Here is a 19,114-nt window from a genome sequence, read left to right as displayed (position 1 = left end):
CTGTTTATGAATATTCTATTTTTTGCCGCCCTGCGCGAACAACTCGGTTGCGCACACTGTGATATCGACCTGCCGTTACCAGCCAGCCTGGCAACCGTGCGCGCTGCGTTAATACAGCATTTTCCACAGCAGGCAAAACGGCTGGCAGTGGGGCATGCACTGGCCGCCATCAATCAGACACTGATCAACGACGAAAACACCCCGATTAACAGCAGTGATGAAGTGGCATTTTTCCCGCCGGTGACCGGAGGCTGACGATGAGTACAGAAAACGCCAGCAACAGCCAACACTATATTGCAGTGCAACAGGCGGATTTCGACGTTGCCCACGAATACGCCGAGCTGCGCAACGATAACCGCAGCGACGGCGCCGTGGTGTTCTTTACCGGACTGGTACGTGAAATGAATCAGGGGGCACAAGTGAGCGGCCTGACGCTGGAGCACTATCCGGGCATGACCGAAAAAGCGCTGCAGCAGATTGTCGCAGATGCCAGTACCCGCTGGCCCATTAACCGCGTGCGCCTGATACACCGCGTTGGCGCCCTGGCGATTTCCGATCAGATTGTTTTTGTGGGAGTCAGCAGCTCACACCGTGAAGCTGCCTTCGATGCCTGCTATTACATAATGGATTATCTGAAAAACCGCGCACCTTTCTGGAAAAAGGAGGTTACCAGCCAGGGTGATCGCTGGGTAGAAGCGCTGGATAAAGACAAACAGGCGCTGGATAAGTGGCAGTAAGGGTTTCCGGCGATCTTATGCCAGCTTCTCCTGCTCTTTCCGCCAGCCCGGCACGGGTGTTCAGCTAGGGCCTGTCGACACTAAGTAAATCCGGCCTGCTGAGAGCCAGTTTTTCTCAGAACAAGGAGAGAGGAGTGATATTAGCGGGCTAAATGAATGACGAGCGACGACGTTTATGTGGAAAACTGGCCTCAGCCCGAAGGGTTATGGCTAAAAATACCTCATTCTGCGTTGCTGTTCGCTCGCTTAACCCGTTAGGCCACACTCTCAGCGCCTTGCCTGAGATATTTTTAGCCGATAACAGGCCTATTTAATTAGTGTCGACAGGCCCTAACACAAACTATTGATAACTAAGTCATCTTAAGTGTACCCTCGTTATCCAGCTTAAATCTTTCTCTCATAGCTAGCTGCTCTGATGCTAGCTACCGCAGCTCACACCGTATTTAAAAAGCACGGCCTTCGCTGGCGCTTGATATTTAACGGGAGCGATATTTCAGGGTTACCTACGAAATGGAGGCGTGCATGCCCGAAGGATTATTTTTTCCGGTTATTGAAACCGAACGCTTATCACTGAAACCTTTGGCGATTAATGATGCGGAAAGCCTGCTGGAAATTTTCTCCGATCCTGAAGTTATGCGCTATTGGAATACGCCCCCCTGGAAAGCCCTTCAGGATTCTCTGGACTTTATAAATGCGAGCAATGATTCGATGCAACGCCAGGAATCGCTGGTTCTCGGGGTGTATCTGCAATCCACTGGTGAGCTGATCGGAAAGTGCATGCTATTCAGCTATGACGCAGAATCCAAACGTGCCGAAATCGGTTTTGGTTTGGGCCACGCAGCCTGGGGAAAGGGTTACATTAATGAGGCAGGCGAGGCCCTGATACAGTACGGTTTCAGTGTATTGGGGCTGCGCCGGATTGAAGCAGAGATCGATCCAGACAATCAGTCATCTGCAAAAACGCTGGAGAAGCTCGGATTTTCCCGGGAAGGTTTGTTAAGGCAGCGCTGGGAGGTCAACGGTATTGTCTCTGACTCAGCCATGTATGGACGGCTGAAGAGTGACCATCCGAAGCCGTAAACCAATCGCGTAATGGCGCAGGATAAGCATGGATAAAATCGCAGAACTGATAAGGGCTCAGGCCAGAGCGCCCTTCACAAATCAACATGGTACTAGACTCCTCTGAAATTCATCAATTTTTATTAAGAAGAGAACCCTATGGAACTTAGTTTGATCAGCATCTTCATCACCGTAGCAATCGCCCATTTCCTTGCGCTACTCAGTCCGGGGCCTGACTTTGTGTTGGTTGTAAAAAGTGCCTTAAAGGGAAATCGTAAAAATGCCATTGGCGTTGCACTTGGGATTGCCTCTGCCAATGCCGTTTACATTGGCCTATGCCTTATTGGTGTAGGAGCAATTCTTTCAGCTTCAACCTCCATAATGATTGCACTTAAAGTTGTTGGCGGTCTTTTCCTTATGTACATTGCGTTTCATGCATTAAAGGCACCCAGAAGTTCATATCAGAATATGGCAACCACATCCGAAGGTACTGAAAGATTCTCGCTGATTTCCTTTTCAAAAGAATTCATTACTGGTTTTCTGTCCGGAATTTTAAACCCTAAAAACCTGTTATTTTACCTGAGTCTCTTCACTGTTGCGCTTACACCAGAGATCAGCTTAAAGTTCAAAATTCTTCTTGGCGCCTGGATGACGGCTATCGTTTTTCTATGGGATGTGGCTATTATCTATTTGTTATCCAACAACAACGTACGCAATAAATTTACCCGAATGGCGTTCTATATCGACAAAGTGACTGGTGCAATTTTAGGTGCCATTGGCTTTGGCATTGTCAAATCAGTTTGGACTAAACAGTAACAACATGACGAACTGCTGCAGTTTTGCCCGGTTAAACTGGCAGCAGAGGATCAGGTACCGAATTTATTGAATCAGGGTTCACCTTCGGTGTACCCTCTCTTTATACAACTCTTCATAAATCCAACTGATATTTTCCAGTACCGAAGAAAATATCAGTCGGTAAAGCTACTGAAATAAGTGAAAACATACCCATGTCTGACAATTACACTTTCTTCGCCAGTGCAACCAACTCCATCGGTACGCTGATAGCTCTGTTTATCCTGTTTGCACCGCTGGCCCTTGCTGTAGCGGCTACGATAAAAATTCATAAACAGTTGGGCGGGGGCGCGGCTCATCTTCTGAGCTTCGGCGTCATCATGTTTTCTCTTTTGCCTCTGGATCTTATGATTTCTATGGCCGGAGCTTTTATGGATACCCAGGCTCTGGCCGAATTTATGCTGGTCAAAAGTTATATATCCATGACTCTGACTTATCTGGGCGCAATCTCCACCGGAATAGGGATACTTATCCTCTGTCAGCGGCAGAAGAATGCAACCTGAAGTAAGAACCTGAGCAGAGCGCTGCTCAGGCCACTAGCTAAAGACAGAGATAATCTTTTGCGGCAGCACGACGACTGCCGTCACGACGGCGTTCATTCCCCAGCTATCCGCCTCCTTACCTGCCGTTACTTTTTTTATCATCTTCACACGCCCTGAGCGGTCATCCTCTGCTATCATTCCCGCTATTTTGAGAAAGCTATCATTACAACCAGAAGGCGCAGTCAGCACAGAATCAGCCTGTGTATTATCACACTGCCGCCACTACAGGGAACCGCATGCATCAGTTCGATAAATCTACTCTTATTGCTTTTAATCCACACGACAGTGAGTCGCTTGCTGCTGCGCTGTTGCAGTATCAGCAGCATCTGGAAGATGGCAGTGCCTTCAGGAAGCAGGTTTTTAATATCGAATTTGTTGCGCTTGAGAATAATGGCCAGCGTCGCCTGCAACTGAGTGATATCAGTGACGAAACACTGCGCACTTATGTCAGAGACGCCCTGAGGCTGACGCCGGATGGTTACAGCGAATCCTCCCATGAGGCCATCGCAGAAGATGATCCGGTCTATATTTCTGAGCCCATCTTCTTTGCCTTAGCGTTGCAGTTTCCACAACTGCAAGAACAGATTATCCATTGTGCCCGCAGTATCGTTGCCTATGCCCGTGACAATAACGATACGGACGATATGTGGCGCGATGATATGGACGTATTCGGCGCCGAAGCCCTGTATTTACTGGCGCGCAGCGATCTGAATAATCTGCCGTTATTGGCGCAGTTTTTTATTCCTTACTGGGATGACGAGCACGCCGGCGAATACCATCAATTTCTTGCCGATATTGTGCATCGCTATGGCTGGTGCCGCGAAGTTATCAGTGCCTATATCTGGTGCGATAACGACCGGTTCCGCTATCAGATGTTTGGCCAGGAGTGGGGCAGCGACACCCACTATCAGCCACTGGGAGAATATCTGCGTGCCAACCCGCAGGAATATCTGTGGTTTAAACAGGCGCTGCAGGAGCGCCTGATCGACACGCCTAAAATGATGGAATCGATACATGATGAAGAAACACACAACCCGGTGCTGGATTTTTATCTGACGCTGTTGCCGATGGATGGTGACCGTTTTGATGATGAAGATTGCGCAGAATTTGCCCAGCAGCATTTTATTCATGCCAGCCTTGAAGACGAAGCACTGGATCTGCAGAACAGAATTCAGGCACACAGCAGCAAGCCGTTATTCTGTTATTCCGCCAGTGATCTGCGTTCACAGGAATCCATGGACCGGGAGGATGCCAGAGGTGATGGTCTGCGCAGGGTTAAACCGCTGATACTCGCTCTGCCTCAGGGCGAAGCACTGTGGCACTACGTTTATGATGGCAGCCAGCAGGATGCGCTGCAGCAATTGCCCGTCACCGAACTTGCAGTACTGGCCAAACATGCAGCGCCGGAATTTTACCGTGATTTACAGGATGAGCTGATCTTTGGCGACAGCAACAAAGACATCTGCGATGACCTGTTTTCCGTTCTGTACAGCGTACGCCGCGAATTACAAAGCGATGATGAAGACGCCGAAGACTTTGCCGATGTATTAACCTCCGACAGTGAAGAACAGCGCGCTCAGCAATACCTGCGTCTGCTGGATATTTTTTACCGCGTACTGGGGCAGGATGAATTTCCCGATAGTATGCGCGAGCTTCTGGTCGACGACGATGAGCTGTTAACCACTGCCGAATATTTCCGCCGTTTCAGCCGTATTCCGGCCGAAGATCAGGAAAAAGCGCTGCAACAAAAAGTGCTGCACAGCCTGCTGGACGAATTCTGCGATATGGATGAGCGGCTGGGCAAGACACTGCTGCAGCGCGCACAACAGCTTATCAGTTCGGAGCGTACTCTGGCCAACCCTGCCCATTGGGCAGACGATGCAGCACAAAGCGATCTCGAAATCGGCCATTTTGCTCTGATGGCCTTTATTCTGCACAACGACTGGCAGCAGAATTTTGCCGATGACCAGACTCCGGTTCTGGCTGAATACCTGCAGCAGGGTAATTTATGGTTAAAAGCCGCAAGCCTGCCACTGAAACGCTTTCATATTGAAGGCGGCCGTTACTGCGCGGAAGGCCGGGGTATGAATACTGAGCAGGTACAGCTTTTCCGCGATTATTTCTGCGCACAGCAACCGGTATTAAATCAGCAACAGATGATCGACCTGATCAACCGCCATGCCCACCGTGACGATTGTACCCGCCGCAGTTCACTGTCGTTTAATCAGTTCAGCGAACTCCAGAATGGCTATCACTTTTTTAACGACCACGACGATGATTACCAACGCATACTGCTGATCTGCTTCTGGTTGCAGCACCTGCCTCTGCCCTGCAGCGTGCCAGCCAAACGTATCTGGAAGCTGATGGTCGCGCTGGCACCGATACGGGTCACCCGGCTGGTGATGCAGGCATTTTCTGATGACAGCTACGATGTGGAATTTGAAGATGTATTGCAGGAAATCAATCATTACGAAGCACTGGAAAAGGCCGGAATTAATCAGGGTTATTTAATGGCCTTCCAGCTCAGCCAGTGCCAGCCGGCTTACCACACCGAAAAATACGTTAGCTGGCTCGATCAGTATGCCGCCATTGATGATACCGACACCTCGATGTTCGGCAGCCGCAGCCGCAAGCTGGCGCAGGAGCTGCAACACGGACTGCGTTATATCAACGAGGCCGATAAAATTCAGTTTTATCGGCTGCTGGAACTGCGCCATCCGCGCTTCAGTTACAGCAGTAATGACGAGCTGCAACAAAACTTCCGCCGCACACTGGAGCGTAATCTGCGCCTCAGCCTGAAACACTGGCACAGCATTCTGGTCAGCGAGAGTGGTTCGTCCCAACTGGATTGCGACAGCAAAGTGCTGAACAAAAAACCGTTGCGTATCGCGGCGGACTATCACACGCGGGAAGATTTTGTTCCCGGTGATATGACCTGGCTCGGCGTCTGGCTGGTTGAAGATATGGGTGACGACTACGAAATATTTGCCGGCCCGGAACTGCAAAGTGCGGAACTGAACCATTGCCGGGGCTATGTATTGTTATTTAAAGGCAATATTGACCGTGCTCAGATTTTAGCCCGCTCTAATGAATTGTTAGACAGCGAAGCCTGCCTGCAGCAACTGTATCAGCAGGTTCTGAATTATCTGGACGGCAATGCCGGTTATGAACAAACCGCCACTCTGGCAGGACATTATCTGCTGGGTGAAGGTCTGGAACTGCAGGCTCCGGAATACACCATGACCGGAGTCGACAGCTTTATCTGGTTGCTGGATGAAGAGCAACGCGACCGTCTGGCGCTACTGTTTTTTAATAACAATTACCGTGGCTTTAAACTTGTGCGTGACACCATTGTTCAGGGCTATCTGAGCGATCAGGTTAAGCAGGGCAAGATGACCTTCAGCGACATGCTGGAGGCTGATGAAGACGACTACGAAGAACAGGCCGCGGCCTTTTTATTGCTGTGGTTACTGCGTCTGGATATCCGCCCTGAACATATCCTGCTGTACTGCGTTAAAAACCGTCAGTTCGAAGCCTGCCGGCATTATGTCATGGTGCTGGCCAATGACGGTCTGCTGAAGCCCTGTGCCGCCTTTCTGCATACTGAGAACCGCGCCATTCTGGTGGAAATGCTCGCAGAGCAGAATAATGGCCGTTCTTTCCTCAGTATTTTCGCCAAAGATAAAGCACGTAAAATACGCGATATTGTTGCGCGCTTTATCGGCTGAAGCAGGTCAGACAAAACAGCGGGCTGCTGTTATCATCCCGGATAACAGCAGCATTCTGTCTGATTCAGCGTTTATTCTTCGGAATACTCCACGGATACAGCCACTGCTGTGCCCATTGCACACTTTTGAATAACACCAGACTGACCACTGCAAGGAATATTAATCCGGCAAATGCCTGCGGAATTTTAAAGAAGGATGTTGAGAACTGAATAAAGTAGCCCAGGCCTTTTTCCGCAGCGACAAACTCCGCCACCACAGCACCGATAATGGCCAGCGTAATGGACACTTTCAGGCCGCTGAAAATATGCGGGATGGCATAAGGAATACGGATCTGCCAGGTTTCCCGGTAACGCGGAGCCCGCAATGATTTACTCAGTTCAATCAGTTCTTCCGGTGTTTCCAGCATGCCGGTTGCCGCCGAAACCACCAGCGGGAAAAAGGTAATCAGACAGGTAATCAATACCCGCGACATATCGCCGGTGCCCATCAGTACAATAATCAGTGGTGCCACCGCCACCACCGGAGTCGACTGAATCACCACCAGCGCCGGATAAATAGTGCGCGATAATACTTCCGAACGAACCATCGCAATGGCCAAAGGAATACTGATACAGATCGACAGTGCAAAACCCATCAGGGCCACCCGCAGTGTTGCCCACAGATGCTCCAGCCAGCGACTGAATTCCACGTCGAAGAAAGCATTCACAATCGATACCGGCGACGGCAGGATATAGACAGGTACCTTACCGAAACGGCAGATCAGTTCCCATAACAGTACAAAGGTAATAAAGAACAGCGCCGCCGCATAACTCAGCAGCCACTGGCGGACAGGAAAAGACGTTGATTTAAGCATGGGCTTCCGGCTCATAAATATGTTTTCTGATACGCGCAGTCAGCTCAGCAAAGCGCGGAGTGTTAATGGTGTTGGCGCTGCGCGGTCTTGGAATATCAATATCAATTAAATCCAGTACGGTTCCCGGACGCTGACTCATCACCAGTACACGATCAGCCAGCAGCACTGCCTCGGAAATTGAGTGGGTAATAAAGAGAACGGTCTTGGGATTTTCTGTCCAGATATTCAACAGATCAAAACCGATCTGTTCACGAGTCATGGCATCCAGTGCCGAGAACGGCTCGTCCATCAATAAAATATCCGGGTTTAATAACAGTGCGCGCACAATGCCGACACGCTGCTGCATACCGCCGGATAATTCATCCGGCATGCGTGCCGAAAACTGTGATAAACCGGCCATCGCCAGTAATTCTTCAGCGCGGTTTTTATCGGCGGCCGTTACCAGCCCGTATTTATGTTTCAGCGGGAACAGCACATTGTCACGTACCGTCAGCCAGGGTAATAACGTCGGCTTCTGAAAAACGATGCCGACATCATCACGCGGCTCAGTCACCTGACGATCAAACACGCTGACTTTACCTGCGCTGGGAATCAGCAGCCCCGCCACCATACGTAACAGCGTGGATTTACCGCAGCCGGACGGCCCCACCACCGCTACAAATTCATGGCGATGAATTTCCAGATCAATCTGCTGTACCGCCATATTGCCGGCAGCCGGGTCATAACAATGACCAACCTGTTCCATGCGTACAAAAGCACGTTCTGACGCCTTACTCATATCAGTTCTGCTCCGGCATAAAATCACGGTTAACGGCGATTTCCGGATTCATAGCATCGGCGGCAATATCGTTAGCCTGCGAAACCCACTTCCAGGTTAACGCCATACGCTCTGGTGTTAAGGCACCAAAACCGTCGTTGCTGGTTACTTCGTTATACACCAGACCGTTAATGCTGCGGATTTGTGCACTGGCAACCGCAGCATCCACCTCAGGTACCATGGCGTGAATATCGGCACCGGCTTTATCCGGGTGGGCATAGGTGAATTGCACGGCTTTGGCGTAGGCTTTAACAAAGCGTTTGGCAACGTCCGGACGCTCGCTGAGGAATTTATCGGCGGCCACTAAGGATGAGCTGTATAAATCCAGACCGCCCTCTGTCCAGGGAATAACACGCAGGGTTTTTCCGGCTTCTGCCGCTTGTTTCTCGAATAAGGCAACATTGGTGACCCAGGCGATAATGCCTTCGATATTGCCGGTCATCAGCATCGGGCTTAATGCTCCCGGGTCCGATTTCACCAGCGTCACACTGTCTTCGGCCATGCCATTTTCTTTTAATACCAACGGTAAAAAGGCATTGGAGGAGGTAAACGGAGAGGTCGCAATTCTTTTACCGGCAACGTCTTTAAGGGTTTTAATCGAGCTGCCTTCAAGGGTGAAAAAAGCATGGGGCGCCTGAGAAAAATACGACAGCACCGCCGATACCGGTACGCCATCGCGCGCTTTGGCTGCCATTAAGGCGCCGATATCTGCAATACCAACGTCCGACTGGCCCGTCGCCATTTTGGTAACGGCATCCGTTGAGCCGCGACCACTGGCAATTTTTACTTCAAGATCTTCGGCGGCAAAAAATCCCTGCTGAATACCAACATAAACCGGTGCTTTATCACCACCGGGCAACCAGTCGAGCTGGAAGGTTACTTTATCCGCCGCCAGTGTCATGGCCGAACAGCCTAACGCAGCCGCCAGTGCGGTAACCTGCAATAAAGGTTTGGTCAGTTTCTTGAACATGGATTTTCTCCTGATTTTTAAGTCGTTTGTCCGCTCCAGAAAATTCTGATCAATCGGACAGTTTTTATTCGCTATCAGCAATAACCGTACCCGAGTTCAGATTTATTTTTCGTAAGCCTGCGCCTTACGCAGAAAACGCCCTGTTGCTGAAAGGAGAGCCTAGGGCCTGTCGAGAAATAAGCTTTCGCCATAGCACCGAGAAAACACTTTATGCTTGCTTGTGGTGCATAAAGGTTGAGTCGTGACTCAATATGGGTGCAAATTTCTGCGCAGTATTCGCAGCTCGTTTGAGTTGTTGATACTTTTCATGGCGGGGAGAATAAAAGAAGGTATTGTCCGCTTTGTCAGCGCACTGCTTTACCGGAAAAAATAAAGGCCTCCTGTGAGGCCTTTATTAATGACGTACTACAGGCTGAGAAATCAGTCCTGCAGCCGCAGATTACGTGTTGCACCATCCAGATGATCGGCGTCGGCTTCGGAGCCGAGTTTAATCATCAGACGCAGATCGTTTGGCGAGTCGGCGTGAGCAATAGCATCTTCATAGGTGATTTCACCCTGCTCGTAGAGTGCATACAACGCCTGATCGTAAGTCTGCATACCGGCTTCGTTGGACTTGGCCATTAATGGCTTCAGTTCGTGCACTTCACCTTTACGGATCAGGTCCGACGCCAGTGGTGTATTCAGCAGAACCTCCACCACCGCGCGGCGTGAACGGCCATCCGGTGTGGCAATTAACTGCTGGGCCACAATAGCGCGCAGGTTAAGGGATAAATCCATCCACACCTGGTTATGACGGTCCGGTGGAAAAAAGTGAATCACACGTTCCAGTGCCTGGTTAGCATTGTTAGCGTGCAGGGTCGCCAGACACAGGTGTCCGGTTTCGGCGAAGGTAATGGCGTGCTCCATGGTTTCGGCAGAACGCACCTCACCAATCATGATCACATCCGGCGCCTGACGCAGACAGTTTTTCAGGGCGGTATCAAAGCTCTCGGTATCTAAGCCCACTTCACGCTGGGTAATAATGCAGCCATCGTGCTGGTGAATAAATTCGATCGGGTCTTCGATGCTGAGAATATGGCCCTTACTGTTTTTATTACGGTGACCAATCATCGACGCCAGCGAGGTCGACTTACCGGCACCGGTGGCACCGACAAACAGAATCAGGCCGCGCTTGGCCATGGATATTTCTTTAATAATATCCGGCAGGCCGAGCTGATCGACACTCGGAATACGGGTTTCGATACGGCGCAGCACCATACCGGAAACGTTACGCTGATAAAAAGCACTGGCACGGAAACGTCCGATACCACTGGCATTAATGGCGAAGTTGAGTTCTTTTTTCTCCTCAAATTCGTCCTGCTGTTTGCTGTTCATCAGCCCCAGTACCACTTCGCGCGTTTGCTCGGCACTGAGCGGGTTTTTGCTTAACGGCATAATTTTACCGTTTACCTTCATGGAAGGCGGAACCCCGGCTGTAATAAACAGATCCGAGGCACCTTTTTCTACCATCAGGCGTAAAAACTTATCCATCGCCATGTTCAGTTACCTCAGAAATTATCCGGGATTTTGGCTTTTTCACGCGCCACATCCCGGCTGATCAGACCTTTGTTCAACAGGTTCTGCAGGCACTGATCCATGGTCTGCATACCGTAGGCCGAACCGGTCTGAATGGCCGAATACATCTGGGCAATTTTATCTTCACGGATCAGGTTACGGATGGCCGGTGTGCCCACCATGATTTCGTGGGCCGCAACCCGGCCGCCGCCATTCTTCTTCAGCAGTGTCTGGGAAATGACCCCCTGCAAAGATTCCGACAGCATGGAACGCACCATGGATTTTTCTTCCGCCGGGAATACGTCGACGATACGGTCGATGGTTTTTGCCGCCGAGCTGGTGTGCAGGGTGCCGAATACAATGTGACCGGTTTCTGCCGCGGTCAGCGCCAGACGAATGGTTTCAAGGTCACGCATCTCACCCACCAGAATCACATCCGGGTCTTCACGCAGCGCCGAGCGCAGTGCTTCGTTAAAGCCTAAGGTGTCACGGTGAACTTCACGCTGGTTAACCAGCGATTTTTTCGATTCGTGTACGAATTCGATCGGGTCTTCCACGGTGAGGATGTGGTCGTATTTGCTTTCGTTGATATAGTCGATCATCGCCGCCAGCGTGGTCGATTTACCGGAACCTGTCGGGCCGGTAACCAGTACGATACCGCGTGGAATCTTCGCCAGATCTTTGAACACCTGACCCATGCCCAGCTGGTCCATGGTCAGAACTTTCGACGGAATGGTACGGAACACCGCACCGGCACCGCGGTTGTGGTTAAAGGCGTTCACACGGAAACGCGCCACACCCGGCACTTCGAACGAGAAGTCAGTCTCAAGGAATTCTTCGAAATCCTTACGCTGCTTATCGTTCATGATGTCATACACCAGGCTATGAACTTCTTTATGCCCCAGTGCTGGCAGGTTGATACGGCGCACATCGCCATCAACCCGGATCATTGGCGGCAAGCCGGCCGATAAATGCAGATCCGACGCGCCTTGCTTGGCACTGAAGGCAAGCAGTTCAGTAATATCCATAGCCACTCCTCGTTATTTTTTACTGGCTGGCCCGGCGAAGGGTGCGCCAGCCGACAAGCTTCTATATTATCAGGATTCACCAACCCGGAATGGGTTGCAGGTCAAAAAGATAAACCAAGCCCCTGAAATGTCTACTCTTGAACTGAATTACCAGAATGTGCTGCAACGCCTGCAACAGGCCTGTACACAAAACAACCGCCCTGCTCAGAGTGTACGCCTGCTTGCGGTCAGTAAGACCAAACCCGCAGCGATGGTCGAGGCTGTCTACGCCCTCGGCCAGCGCAGCTTTGGTGAAAACTACCTGCAGGACGGCATGGACAAAATCACCGCCCTCAGCCATCTGACCGATATTGAATGGCATTTTATCGGCCCGCTGCAGTCCAACAAGACGCGTCCTGTAGCCGAACACTTCCAGTGGGTAGAAACCGTTGACCGTGACAAAATTGCCCGCCGCCTGAGCGAACAACGCCCCGCTGGCCTGCCAGCGCTGAATGTACTGGTGCAGGTGAATATTTCTGCCGAAGAGCAAAAAGCCGGAGTGCTGCCCGCTGAAGCGCACGCCCTCTGCACTCTGGTCAGCGAACTGCCCAATCTGTGCCTGCGCGGCCTGATGTGTATTCCGGAAGCGACCGGTAATGAAGAGCGCCTGCGCACCCAGCTTGAGGCGATGCAGGCGCTGTATCAGCAGCTGGCGGCAGAATTTCCGGCAATGGATACGCTCTCAATGGGTATGTCCGGCGACCTGGAGCTGGCGATAGCCTGCGGCAGTACCGAGATCCGCATCGGTACCGATATTTTTGGTGCCCGCGACTATCCTGCCAACAACTGATACCGGAATGCCGGAAGAAACGGCAAACTGCTCATAATCGACCAGAATTAATGCAGCTCCCGCTCACACCGGGCGCTGCGACTTTATACAAAAGAAGGAACCAGCATGACTCAAATCGCATTTATCGGTGGCGGTAACATGGCCTCCAGCATTATTGGCGGCCTGATCAAACAGGGCGAAACCAAGGCCAGCCTGATTCATGTTTCCGACCCCGGCGCCGAACAACGCAGCAAGCTGGAAAAAGAATTCGGCGTAACTACCCATGCCGATAACCTTGATGCCATCGCCAAAGCCGATGTCGTCATCATGGCGGTCAAACCACAGATGATGAAAGAGGTTCTCGAACCCCTGCAGGCCACCCTGAGCAAGCGTCAGCCACTGCTGATTTCCATTGCCGCCGGTATCAATATGGACAGCCTGGCACGCTGGAGCAGCTGCCGCGCCATCGTACGCTGCATGCCCAACACTCCGTCTCTGCTGGGACTGGGCGCAACCGGCCTGCTCGGCAGCAAAGACGTCAGCCTCGACCAGCGCAACCAGGCCGATTCCCTGCTGCGCGCCGTTGGCCTGACCGTGTGGGTAAAAACCGAAGCCGAAATCGATGCCGTAACCGCTGTTTCCGGCAGTGGCCCGGCGTATTATTTCCTGCTGATGGAAGCCATGATCGAAGCCGGTAAAAAGCTTGGTCTGAGCGAACAGACGGCAACCAAACTGACCCTGCAAACCGCACTGGGCGCGGGTCAGATGGCGATGCAATCCGATGTTGGTCCGGCCGAACTGCGCCGCCGTGTAACCTCTCCGGGTGGCACCACCGAGCGCGCTATTGCCACTTTTGAAGCCGCCCATATGCGCGATATTGTCGATGCTGCCTTAAAAGCCGCCAGCGACCGTGCCGCCGAGCTGAGTGAACAGCTGGGTAAAGCCTGAATAGCCGTACCGGGGTGTGCTGAGGTTTCCTGACAAATAAGACCATTGTCAGGACTGGAAAAGGCGCTGAGGCGCCTATATGTTAAAGGCTGACGGCCATAAGCGGCCGCCAGCCATTAAATATTCACGGAGTTACCATGTCACCGTTCTCTCAGGTCGGACTGTTACTGATCAATACCATCGGCAGCATGGCGCTGTTTATTATTATTCTGCGCTTTCTGCTGCAGCTGGTGCGCGCCGATTTTTACAACCCGATTTCGCAGTTTCTGGTCAAAGCCACCAATCCGGTATTAATTCCGTTACGCCGTATTATTCCGGGCTTTGGCGGACTGGACGTTGCATCACTGGTACTCGCCTATGTTGTTCAGGCGCTGTTGTTTGCCGCTATCTTTATGTTTGCCGGATATGGCCTGCCCTGGGCCAACATTCTCCTGTGGGCGCCGGTCGGACTGTTTGCGCTGCTGCTGAATATCTACTTCTGGGGTCTGGTGATTACCGTGATTGCCTCCTGGATTGCGCCAGGCTCTTACAACCCGGCACTGATTCTTATTAACCAGATTCTCGAACCTGTCGTACGTCCTATCCGCAAAATGATGCCGGATATGGGTGGCCTCGACCTGTCGCCGATTCTGGTTTTTCTGGCAATTAAAATTGTCGAAATAATGCTGCTTGGCCCGCTGGTGCAGATGCTGCAGATTCCGCGCGGACTGATCATCGGCCTGTGAGCACACCCGAACACTCTGCCGCACATTACCAATGGGCAGACGGGGATTTACTCCTCGTCTGCCACCTGCAGCCCAAAGCGTCTAAAAGCGAATTCTCTGGCTTACACGGTGATGCCCTGAAAGTCCGTATTCAGGCGCCACCGGTTGAAGGCAAAGCCAACAGCGAACTGGTTAAATTTCTCGCCAAACAGTTTGGCGTCAGCAAAAGTGCTGTCAGCATTATCAGTGGCGAGCTGAATCGCCATAAACGCGTGCGCATCACACAACCGCAAAGGCTGCCGGCAGAAGCCCTGATCACACAGTCTTAATCCCGCACCTCTTCTTCTCCCATCCCTTATCCCAACCCTGCACCCAACAAAAACCCCACTCTTTGTGTTATAGTGCCGCCCTCTTATCTCCTGCCGGGAGCCCCTGAATGCCGCACCGCGCTCATTTATTTTCCCTGCGCATCGCCAATGCCCTGCGCGAATCCCTGAAAGAATCACCCTACACCGCACAACGTTTTGGCAAAGATATTATTGCCGGTATCACCGTTGGTATTATCGCCATTCCACTGTCGATGGCACTGGCAATCGCCAGCGGAGTCGCACCGCAATACGGTTTATACACCGCCATGATTGCCGGTTTTATTATTGCCCTGACCGGCGGCTCACGCTTCAGCATTTCCGGCCCGACCGCGGCCTTTGTGGTCATTCTTTACCCCATTGCGGAAAAGTTCGGCCTCGGAGGTTTGCTGATTGCCACCCTGTTATCCGGCCTGATTCTGATTGCCATGGCCTTTGCCCGCCTTGGGCGTTTTATCGAATATATTCCCGAGTCGGTAACCCTCGGCTTTACCTCCGGTATTGCCATCGTGATTGCGACTCTGCAATTAAAGGATTTTTTCGGGCTGACTATTCAATACCCGGAAACCTATGTCGAAAAAGTACACACCCTGGCACAGGCGTTACCCGGCTTTGATAGTGCCAGCCTGACCGTCGGTCTCACCACCTTTGCGACTCTGCTGCTGTGGAAAAAAATCAGCAGCCTGCCGCCCCATATTCCGGCACTGCTGGTTGGTGTATTAACCGCCTGGCTGCTGGGCTTACAGGGCCACGAAGTCGACACCATCGGCAGCCGTTTCAGTTATTTATTACCGGATGGTTCGGTTGGCAACGGTATTCCACCAATATTGCCGGAATTTTTCTGGCCCTGGGAACAGCCCGGCGCCGACGGCCAGCCGATTGGTTTGTCCTGGTCGCTGCTGCAGTTATTACTGCCTGCAGCATTTTCCATTGCCATGCTCGGCGCGATTGAATCCCTGCTCTGCGCCGTGGTGCTCGATGGCATGACCAACACCCGCCACAGCGCCAACAGCGAGTTACTGGGTCAGGGCATCGGCAATATTGTGGTGCCATTTTTTGGTGGTATTACCGCCACCGCCGCCATTGCCCGCTCGGCCGCCAATTTCCGCGCCGGTGCGCAAACGCCAATCGCGGCAATGGTTCATGCCCTGGTGGTAATGGCCGGTCTGCTGGTACTGGCACCGGTACTGGCGCACTTGCCCATGGCCTCGATGGCCGCGCTGTTATTACTGGTGGCGTGGAATATCAGTGAGGCCGATAAAGTGCTGCACTTTTTCCGCACCGCGCCCAGAGGCGACATTATGGTGCTGGCAACCTGCCTGAGCCTGACGGTATTGTTCGACATGGTGATCGCCATTGGCGTTGGTATCGTGCTCGCCTCGCTGTTATTTATGCGCGATATTTCCGAAATGACCAAAGTCAGCGATATCAGCGACAACAGCAAATTAATCAGCGAACCTCTGCCTGCAGGCTGGGCAGTTTATAAAATAAACGGGCCGCTGTTTTTTGCCGCCGCTGACCGGATTTTCTCTGAACTGGCGATTCACAGCCGCGATAAAAAAGCCGTGATTCTGTATATGGATGCCGTCCCTGTGATAGATGCCGGCGGCCTGGCGGCCTTGCTGAAATTTTTAAATGCCAGCGCCAAATACAATACCGAAGTGCGTATTGCCGACCTGCAATTTCAGCCGCTGAAAACCCTCGCCCGCGCGGGGCTTAAGCCACAGGATAATATATTGTCTTTTTATCCGAGACTGCAGGATTCATTACCATAAAGAGCAAGAACCAATGATTTAAGCACTGCTGATCTGCCGGTTAATCCACGATTAACCGGCTAATGGCTTGTTCCCCGGACGTAGCGGGTTTTATTGTAAACATTGTATTTTCCCGATGGTTTTTTCATTGGCAGGCGTTTGATCTCTTCCAGTGTTTTGGAATCGTAAACAATCAGCTCACCATCATCATCCCAGATGCTCAGCAGGGCATAACGACCATCACGGGTAAACTCGACATGGCCGGATGTTTTTCCCGGAGAGGGACGCAGGGTTTTAACAATTTCCAGTGACTTTTTATCAATAATATTAATCAGGTCTTTATGCGGACCAAAGAACACATCTGACCAGGCATAAGGACTACCATCATGACTGCGGGTAAAGAAACCCGGCCCCTGAGTATCAAGCTGGCGAATGGTTTTCCAGTTGCTCATATCAATAATGGTTAAGCGGCTGTCTTTCAGGTTTGGCGTCATAAGGACTTCAGTATCCTGATATTTCCAGGTAATTCCTGACCCCAGATGCGGCATGCCTTCTATGCTGAGGTCTGCCACCGTATTACCGGAATCCAGATTCACGACCTGAGCACTGTTACCCTTTCTTGAAGAGCCGATAAGGTACTGATAATTCTGGTCAAAGAAAAAGTCATCCAGATAATCGCTGGTCGGAATGCGGCGTATTTTGGCATCGGTATCTGACGGAGTAATTTCCCAGACCTCGGCAATATCTTTCAGTGCTGCAACAAAGCTGTGGCGCGGTGGTGCGGTGTATACCGCACTGACGCGTGAGGTTGTATCACCACTGCTGGCCGGAATAATCTTAATAAGGCTCAGATCTTTACTGCTCAGTAAAATCAGATTACCCGGCAGGTAATTAGCGGCGATCAGGTATTGGCCATCTGCCGAAATGGCAAGATTGCGGGTATTGATACCAACCCGGATTTCGGCGAGATAGGTCATGTTGTAAATATCGTATTTACTGATCCAGCCATCACGGGAAGCAAAATAAACGTAACGCCCATCCGGTGAAAATTTAGGGCCGCCATGCAGGGCGAAACGGGTTTTAAAACGGGTTATGGCTTCAAATTTATCGCCGTCCAGCAGAGTGGCGGAATGATCACCCAGCTCCACCACAATAAACAGATTCTGCGGGTCTGCACTGAACAGTGGTTTGTCGTTATCAGGAACCGGATAACTTACCCGCGACTGTGTAATATCTTTTTCTTCCCAGCGCGGAGGCTCGGCCGGCGGGCTGTAAATCAGCTCTATCAGCCGCTGCAGTTTTTCTTCCGGAATCTGTCTGGCAAAAGCTGGCATCTGAGTCAGGACCCGACCGTGCAGCATAACATTCAGTGCCTCTGCTTTACGCAAACGTGCCAGGCTTTCCGGCAGCAGTGCCGGCCCCATGGCTCCGGTACGCTGCGCACCATGACAACCGGCACAATGATCCTGATATATCTGCAGGGCCTCAGAGTCTTCTGCCGTGCTGGTCTGCGCCACACAGGTCAGAATGCTCAGGTTGCCGATAAGCAATGGCAGCAGCCAGCGGGAAAGAGGGTTCAACATGCGACAGACTCCTGTACAACCGGCTGGAATTCGTCATAGGCAAGTGCCGTAACGCTGCCAATAATCAGCAGTGATGGCGGACGGATATCTTCGCGGGCAACAAGCCGTGGCAGATCATCCAAAGTGGAGCGCAGGACCCGCTGTTGTGCTGTCGTGCCACGCTCAATCACCGCAACCGGCGTCTCTGCTGCCAGGCCAGCGGCCGTCAGATTCTCAGTAATAACAACCGTACTGTTGACCCCCATATAAAACACCAGGGTTTGTCCGGGCTGAGCAAGCGCCTGCCAGTTGAGGTCAAGCTCGCCATCCTTTTTCAGGTGCCCGGTAACCAGCGTGCAGCTTTGCGCATGATCACGGTGGGTCAGCGGGATACCGGCGTATGTGGCACAGCCGGAAGCGGCGGTAATGCCGGGGATGACCCGATAAGAAAGGCCGGCATGACGCAGATCTTCAATCTCTTCCCCGCCACGGCCAAAAATATAAGGGTCCCCTCCCTTAAGGCGGACAATACGCTTTCCGGTACGGGCCAGACGAACCAGCAACTGGTTGATTTCTTCCTGTGGCAGAACATGGTCTCCGGCGGCTTTGCCCACATAGATGGTCTGACACTGCGGCGGCAGAAGTGCCATGATGCCGGCACCGACCAGGCGGTCATAAATAACCGTGTCAGCCTGGGCCAGCAGGCGCAGCGCCCTTACTGTCAGCAACCCGGGATCGCCGGGACCGGCACCGATCAGCGCGACTTCGCCCGGTTGCAGTGGTGAGTCATCAGGCACTGAGGACAACATCTGATTAAGGATTGGCGGGTGCAT

At 51.9% G+C, this 19,114-nt stretch carries 18 protein-coding genes; 11 read left to right on the top strand and 7 right to left on the bottom strand.

Annotation, left to right across the window (positions count from 1 at the left end; all coding sequences use genetic code 11):
- Positions 1–6 precede the first annotated feature (6 nt).
- The 6 genes from LGT44_RS15575 to LGT44_RS15550 all read left to right on the top strand — a co-directional run bounded on the left by LGT44_RS15575 (position 7) and on the right by LGT44_RS15550 (position 6,918).
- Positions 7–255 (top strand): MoaD/ThiS family protein, encoded by a 249-nt coding sequence (locus LGT44_RS15575; protein ID WP_230330353.1) that lies wholly within the window; start codon positions 7–9, stop codon positions 253–255.
- 2 nt (positions 256–257) lie between these two features.
- Positions 258–737 carry a molybdopterin synthase catalytic subunit MoaE gene (gene moaE, locus LGT44_RS15570; RefSeq protein WP_230330352.1) on the top strand — a complete coding sequence of 160 codons (480 nt, stop codon included), beginning with the start codon at positions 258–260 and terminating at the stop codon, positions 735–737.
- A gap of 522 nt (positions 738–1,259) precedes the next feature.
- A complete protein-coding gene (locus LGT44_RS15565; protein ID WP_230330351.1) occupies positions 1,260–1,817 on the top strand; it encodes a GNAT family N-acetyltransferase in 558 nt (185 codons plus the stop codon).
- Positions 1,818–1,955: 138 nt separating this feature from the next.
- Positions 1,956–2,612, top strand: a complete 657-nt coding sequence (locus LGT44_RS15560) for a LysE family translocator (protein WP_230330350.1) — start codon at positions 1,956–1,958, stop codon at positions 2,610–2,612.
- A 191-nt stretch (positions 2,613–2,803) separates the two neighbouring features.
- Positions 2,804–3,151, top strand: coding sequence for a hypothetical protein (locus tag LGT44_RS15555; protein WP_145467882.1), 348 nt, complete (start codon positions 2,804–2,806; stop codon positions 3,149–3,151).
- A gap of 275 nt (positions 3,152–3,426) precedes the next feature.
- Positions 3,427–6,918: a hypothetical protein gene (locus LGT44_RS15550; protein ID WP_230330349.1), complete on the top strand. Its 3,492-nt coding sequence runs from the start codon at positions 3,427–3,429 to the stop codon at positions 6,916–6,918.
- Positions 6,919–6,982: 64 nt separating this feature from the next.
- Here LGT44_RS15550 and LGT44_RS15545 read toward each other — a convergent pair whose 3' ends face one another.
- The 5 genes from LGT44_RS15545 to LGT44_RS15525 form a co-directional block, all read right to left on the bottom strand.
- Positions 6,983–7,771 carry an ABC transporter permease gene (locus LGT44_RS15545; RefSeq protein WP_225691082.1) on the bottom strand — a complete coding sequence of 263 codons (789 nt, stop codon included), beginning with the start codon at positions 7,769–7,771 and terminating at the stop codon, positions 6,983–6,985.
- The gene (locus tag LGT44_RS15540) at positions 7,764–8,549 is read right to left on the bottom strand and encodes an ABC transporter ATP-binding protein (protein ID WP_225691083.1); all 786 of its coding nucleotides are present in this window, start codon (positions 8,547–8,549) and stop codon (positions 7,764–7,766) included. The genes LGT44_RS15545 and LGT44_RS15540 overlap by 8 nt, the downstream gene beginning before the upstream one ends.
- Position 8,550: 1 nt before the next feature.
- Positions 8,551–9,558, bottom strand: coding sequence for an ABC transporter substrate-binding protein (locus LGT44_RS15535; protein WP_145467874.1), 1,008 nt, complete (start codon positions 9,556–9,558; stop codon positions 8,551–8,553).
- Between the two features lie 420 nt (positions 9,559–9,978).
- Complete coding sequence (locus tag LGT44_RS15530) at positions 9,979–11,094, bottom strand: PilT/PilU family type 4a pilus ATPase (RefSeq protein ID WP_145467872.1); 1,116 nt, start codon at positions 11,092–11,094, stop codon at positions 9,979–9,981.
- Between the two features lie 11 nt (positions 11,095–11,105).
- Positions 11,106–12,140, bottom strand: a complete 1,035-nt coding sequence (locus tag LGT44_RS15525; protein ID WP_145467870.1) for a type IV pilus twitching motility protein PilT — start codon at positions 12,138–12,140, stop codon at positions 11,106–11,108.
- A gap of 127 nt (positions 12,141–12,267) precedes the next feature.
- Between LGT44_RS15525 and LGT44_RS15520 the strand changes: the two genes are divergently transcribed.
- The 5 genes from LGT44_RS15520 (at position 12,268) to dauA (ending at position 16,740) form a co-directional block, all read left to right on the top strand.
- Positions 12,268–12,969: a YggS family pyridoxal phosphate-dependent enzyme gene (locus tag LGT44_RS15520; protein WP_230330348.1), complete on the top strand. Its 702-nt coding sequence runs from the start codon at positions 12,268–12,270 to the stop codon at positions 12,967–12,969.
- A 105-nt stretch (positions 12,970–13,074) separates the two neighbouring features.
- Entirely contained in the window at positions 13,075–13,896 is an 822-nt protein-coding gene (proC, locus tag LGT44_RS15515) for a pyrroline-5-carboxylate reductase (protein WP_225691085.1), read from the top strand.
- A gap of 137 nt (positions 13,897–14,033) precedes the next feature.
- Positions 14,034–14,621, top strand: a complete 588-nt coding sequence (locus tag LGT44_RS15510; protein WP_145467864.1) for a YggT family protein — start codon at positions 14,034–14,036, stop codon at positions 14,619–14,621.
- A complete protein-coding gene (locus LGT44_RS15505) occupies positions 14,618–14,929 on the top strand; it encodes a DUF167 family protein (protein WP_230330347.1) in 312 nt (103 codons plus the stop codon). The genes LGT44_RS15510 and LGT44_RS15505 overlap by 4 nt, the downstream gene beginning before the upstream one ends.
- Positions 14,930–15,036: 107 nt before the next feature.
- Positions 15,037–16,740 carry a C4-dicarboxylic acid transporter DauA gene (gene dauA / locus LGT44_RS15500; protein ID WP_230330346.1) on the top strand — a complete coding sequence of 568 codons (1,704 nt, stop codon included), beginning with the start codon at positions 15,037–15,039 and terminating at the stop codon, positions 16,738–16,740.
- A gap of 59 nt (positions 16,741–16,799) precedes the next feature.
- On the opposite strand, the gene LGT44_RS15495 is transcribed toward dauA, so the two are convergent.
- Together LGT44_RS15495 and cobA are read right to left on the bottom strand one after the other, a co-directional pair.
- Positions 16,800–18,302: a cytochrome D1 domain-containing protein gene (locus LGT44_RS15495; RefSeq protein ID WP_230330345.1), complete on the bottom strand. Its 1,503-nt coding sequence runs from the start codon at positions 18,300–18,302 to the stop codon at positions 16,800–16,802.
- On the bottom strand, positions 18,296–19,114 hold the full coding sequence (gene cobA / locus LGT44_RS15490; protein ID WP_230330344.1) for a uroporphyrinogen-III C-methyltransferase: 819 nt from the start codon (positions 19,112–19,114) through the stop codon (positions 18,296–18,298). The genes LGT44_RS15495 and cobA overlap by 7 nt, the downstream gene beginning before the upstream one ends.

This window comes from Thalassolituus alkanivorans (assembly GCF_020447205.1).
GTDB lineage: Bacteria > Pseudomonadota > Gammaproteobacteria > Pseudomonadales > Oceanobacteraceae > Venatoribacter > Venatoribacter alkanivorans.
This window is presented reverse-complemented; position numbering and strand designations above follow the sequence as displayed.

Excerpts from the sequence above, each read along its gene's own strand:
- LGT44_RS15575 (WP_230330353.1), top strand. The coding sequence starts at position 7 with ATGAATATTCTATTTTTTGCCGCCCTGCGCGAACAACTCGGTTGCGCA.
- moaE (WP_230330352.1), top strand. The coding sequence starts at position 258 with ATGAGTACAGAAAACGCCAGCAACAGCCAACACTATATTGCAGTGCAA.
- LGT44_RS15565 (WP_230330351.1), top strand. The coding sequence starts at position 1,260 with ATGCCCGAAGGATTATTTTTTCCGGTTATTGAAACCGAACGCTTATCA.
- LGT44_RS15560 (WP_230330350.1), top strand. The coding sequence starts at position 1,956 with ATGGAACTTAGTTTGATCAGCATCTTCATCACCGTAGCAATCGCCCAT.
- LGT44_RS15555 (WP_145467882.1), top strand. The coding sequence starts at position 2,804 with ATGTCTGACAATTACACTTTCTTCGCCAGTGCAACCAACTCCATCGGT.
- LGT44_RS15550 (WP_230330349.1), top strand. The coding sequence starts at position 3,427 with ATGCATCAGTTCGATAAATCTACTCTTATTGCTTTTAATCCACACGAC.
- LGT44_RS15545 (WP_225691082.1), bottom strand. The coding sequence starts at position 7,771 with ATGCTTAAATCAACGTCTTTTCCTGTCCGCCAGTGGCTGCTGAGTTAT.
- LGT44_RS15540 (WP_225691083.1), bottom strand. The coding sequence starts at position 8,549 with ATGAGTAAGGCGTCAGAACGTGCTTTTGTACGCATGGAACAGGTTGGT.
- LGT44_RS15535 (WP_145467874.1), bottom strand. The coding sequence starts at position 9,558 with ATGTTCAAGAAACTGACCAAACCTTTATTGCAGGTTACCGCACTGGCG.
- LGT44_RS15530 (WP_145467872.1), bottom strand. The coding sequence starts at position 11,094 with ATGGCGATGGATAAGTTTTTACGCCTGATGGTAGAAAAAGGTGCCTCG.
- LGT44_RS15525 (WP_145467870.1), bottom strand. The coding sequence starts at position 12,140 with ATGGATATTACTGAACTGCTTGCCTTCAGTGCCAAGCAAGGCGCGTCG.
- LGT44_RS15520 (WP_230330348.1), top strand. The coding sequence starts at position 12,268 with ATGTCTACTCTTGAACTGAATTACCAGAATGTGCTGCAACGCCTGCAA.
- proC (WP_225691085.1), top strand. The coding sequence starts at position 13,075 with ATGACTCAAATCGCATTTATCGGTGGCGGTAACATGGCCTCCAGCATT.
- LGT44_RS15510 (WP_145467864.1), top strand. The coding sequence starts at position 14,034 with ATGTCACCGTTCTCTCAGGTCGGACTGTTACTGATCAATACCATCGGC.
- dauA (WP_230330346.1), top strand. The coding sequence starts at position 15,037 with ATGCCGCACCGCGCTCATTTATTTTCCCTGCGCATCGCCAATGCCCTG.
- LGT44_RS15495 (WP_230330345.1), bottom strand. The coding sequence starts at position 18,302 with ATGTTGAACCCTCTTTCCCGCTGGCTGCTGCCATTGCTTATCGGCAAC.
- cobA (WP_230330344.1), bottom strand. The coding sequence starts at position 19,114 with ATGCACCCGCCAATCCTTAATCAGATGTTGTCCTCAGTGCCTGATGAC.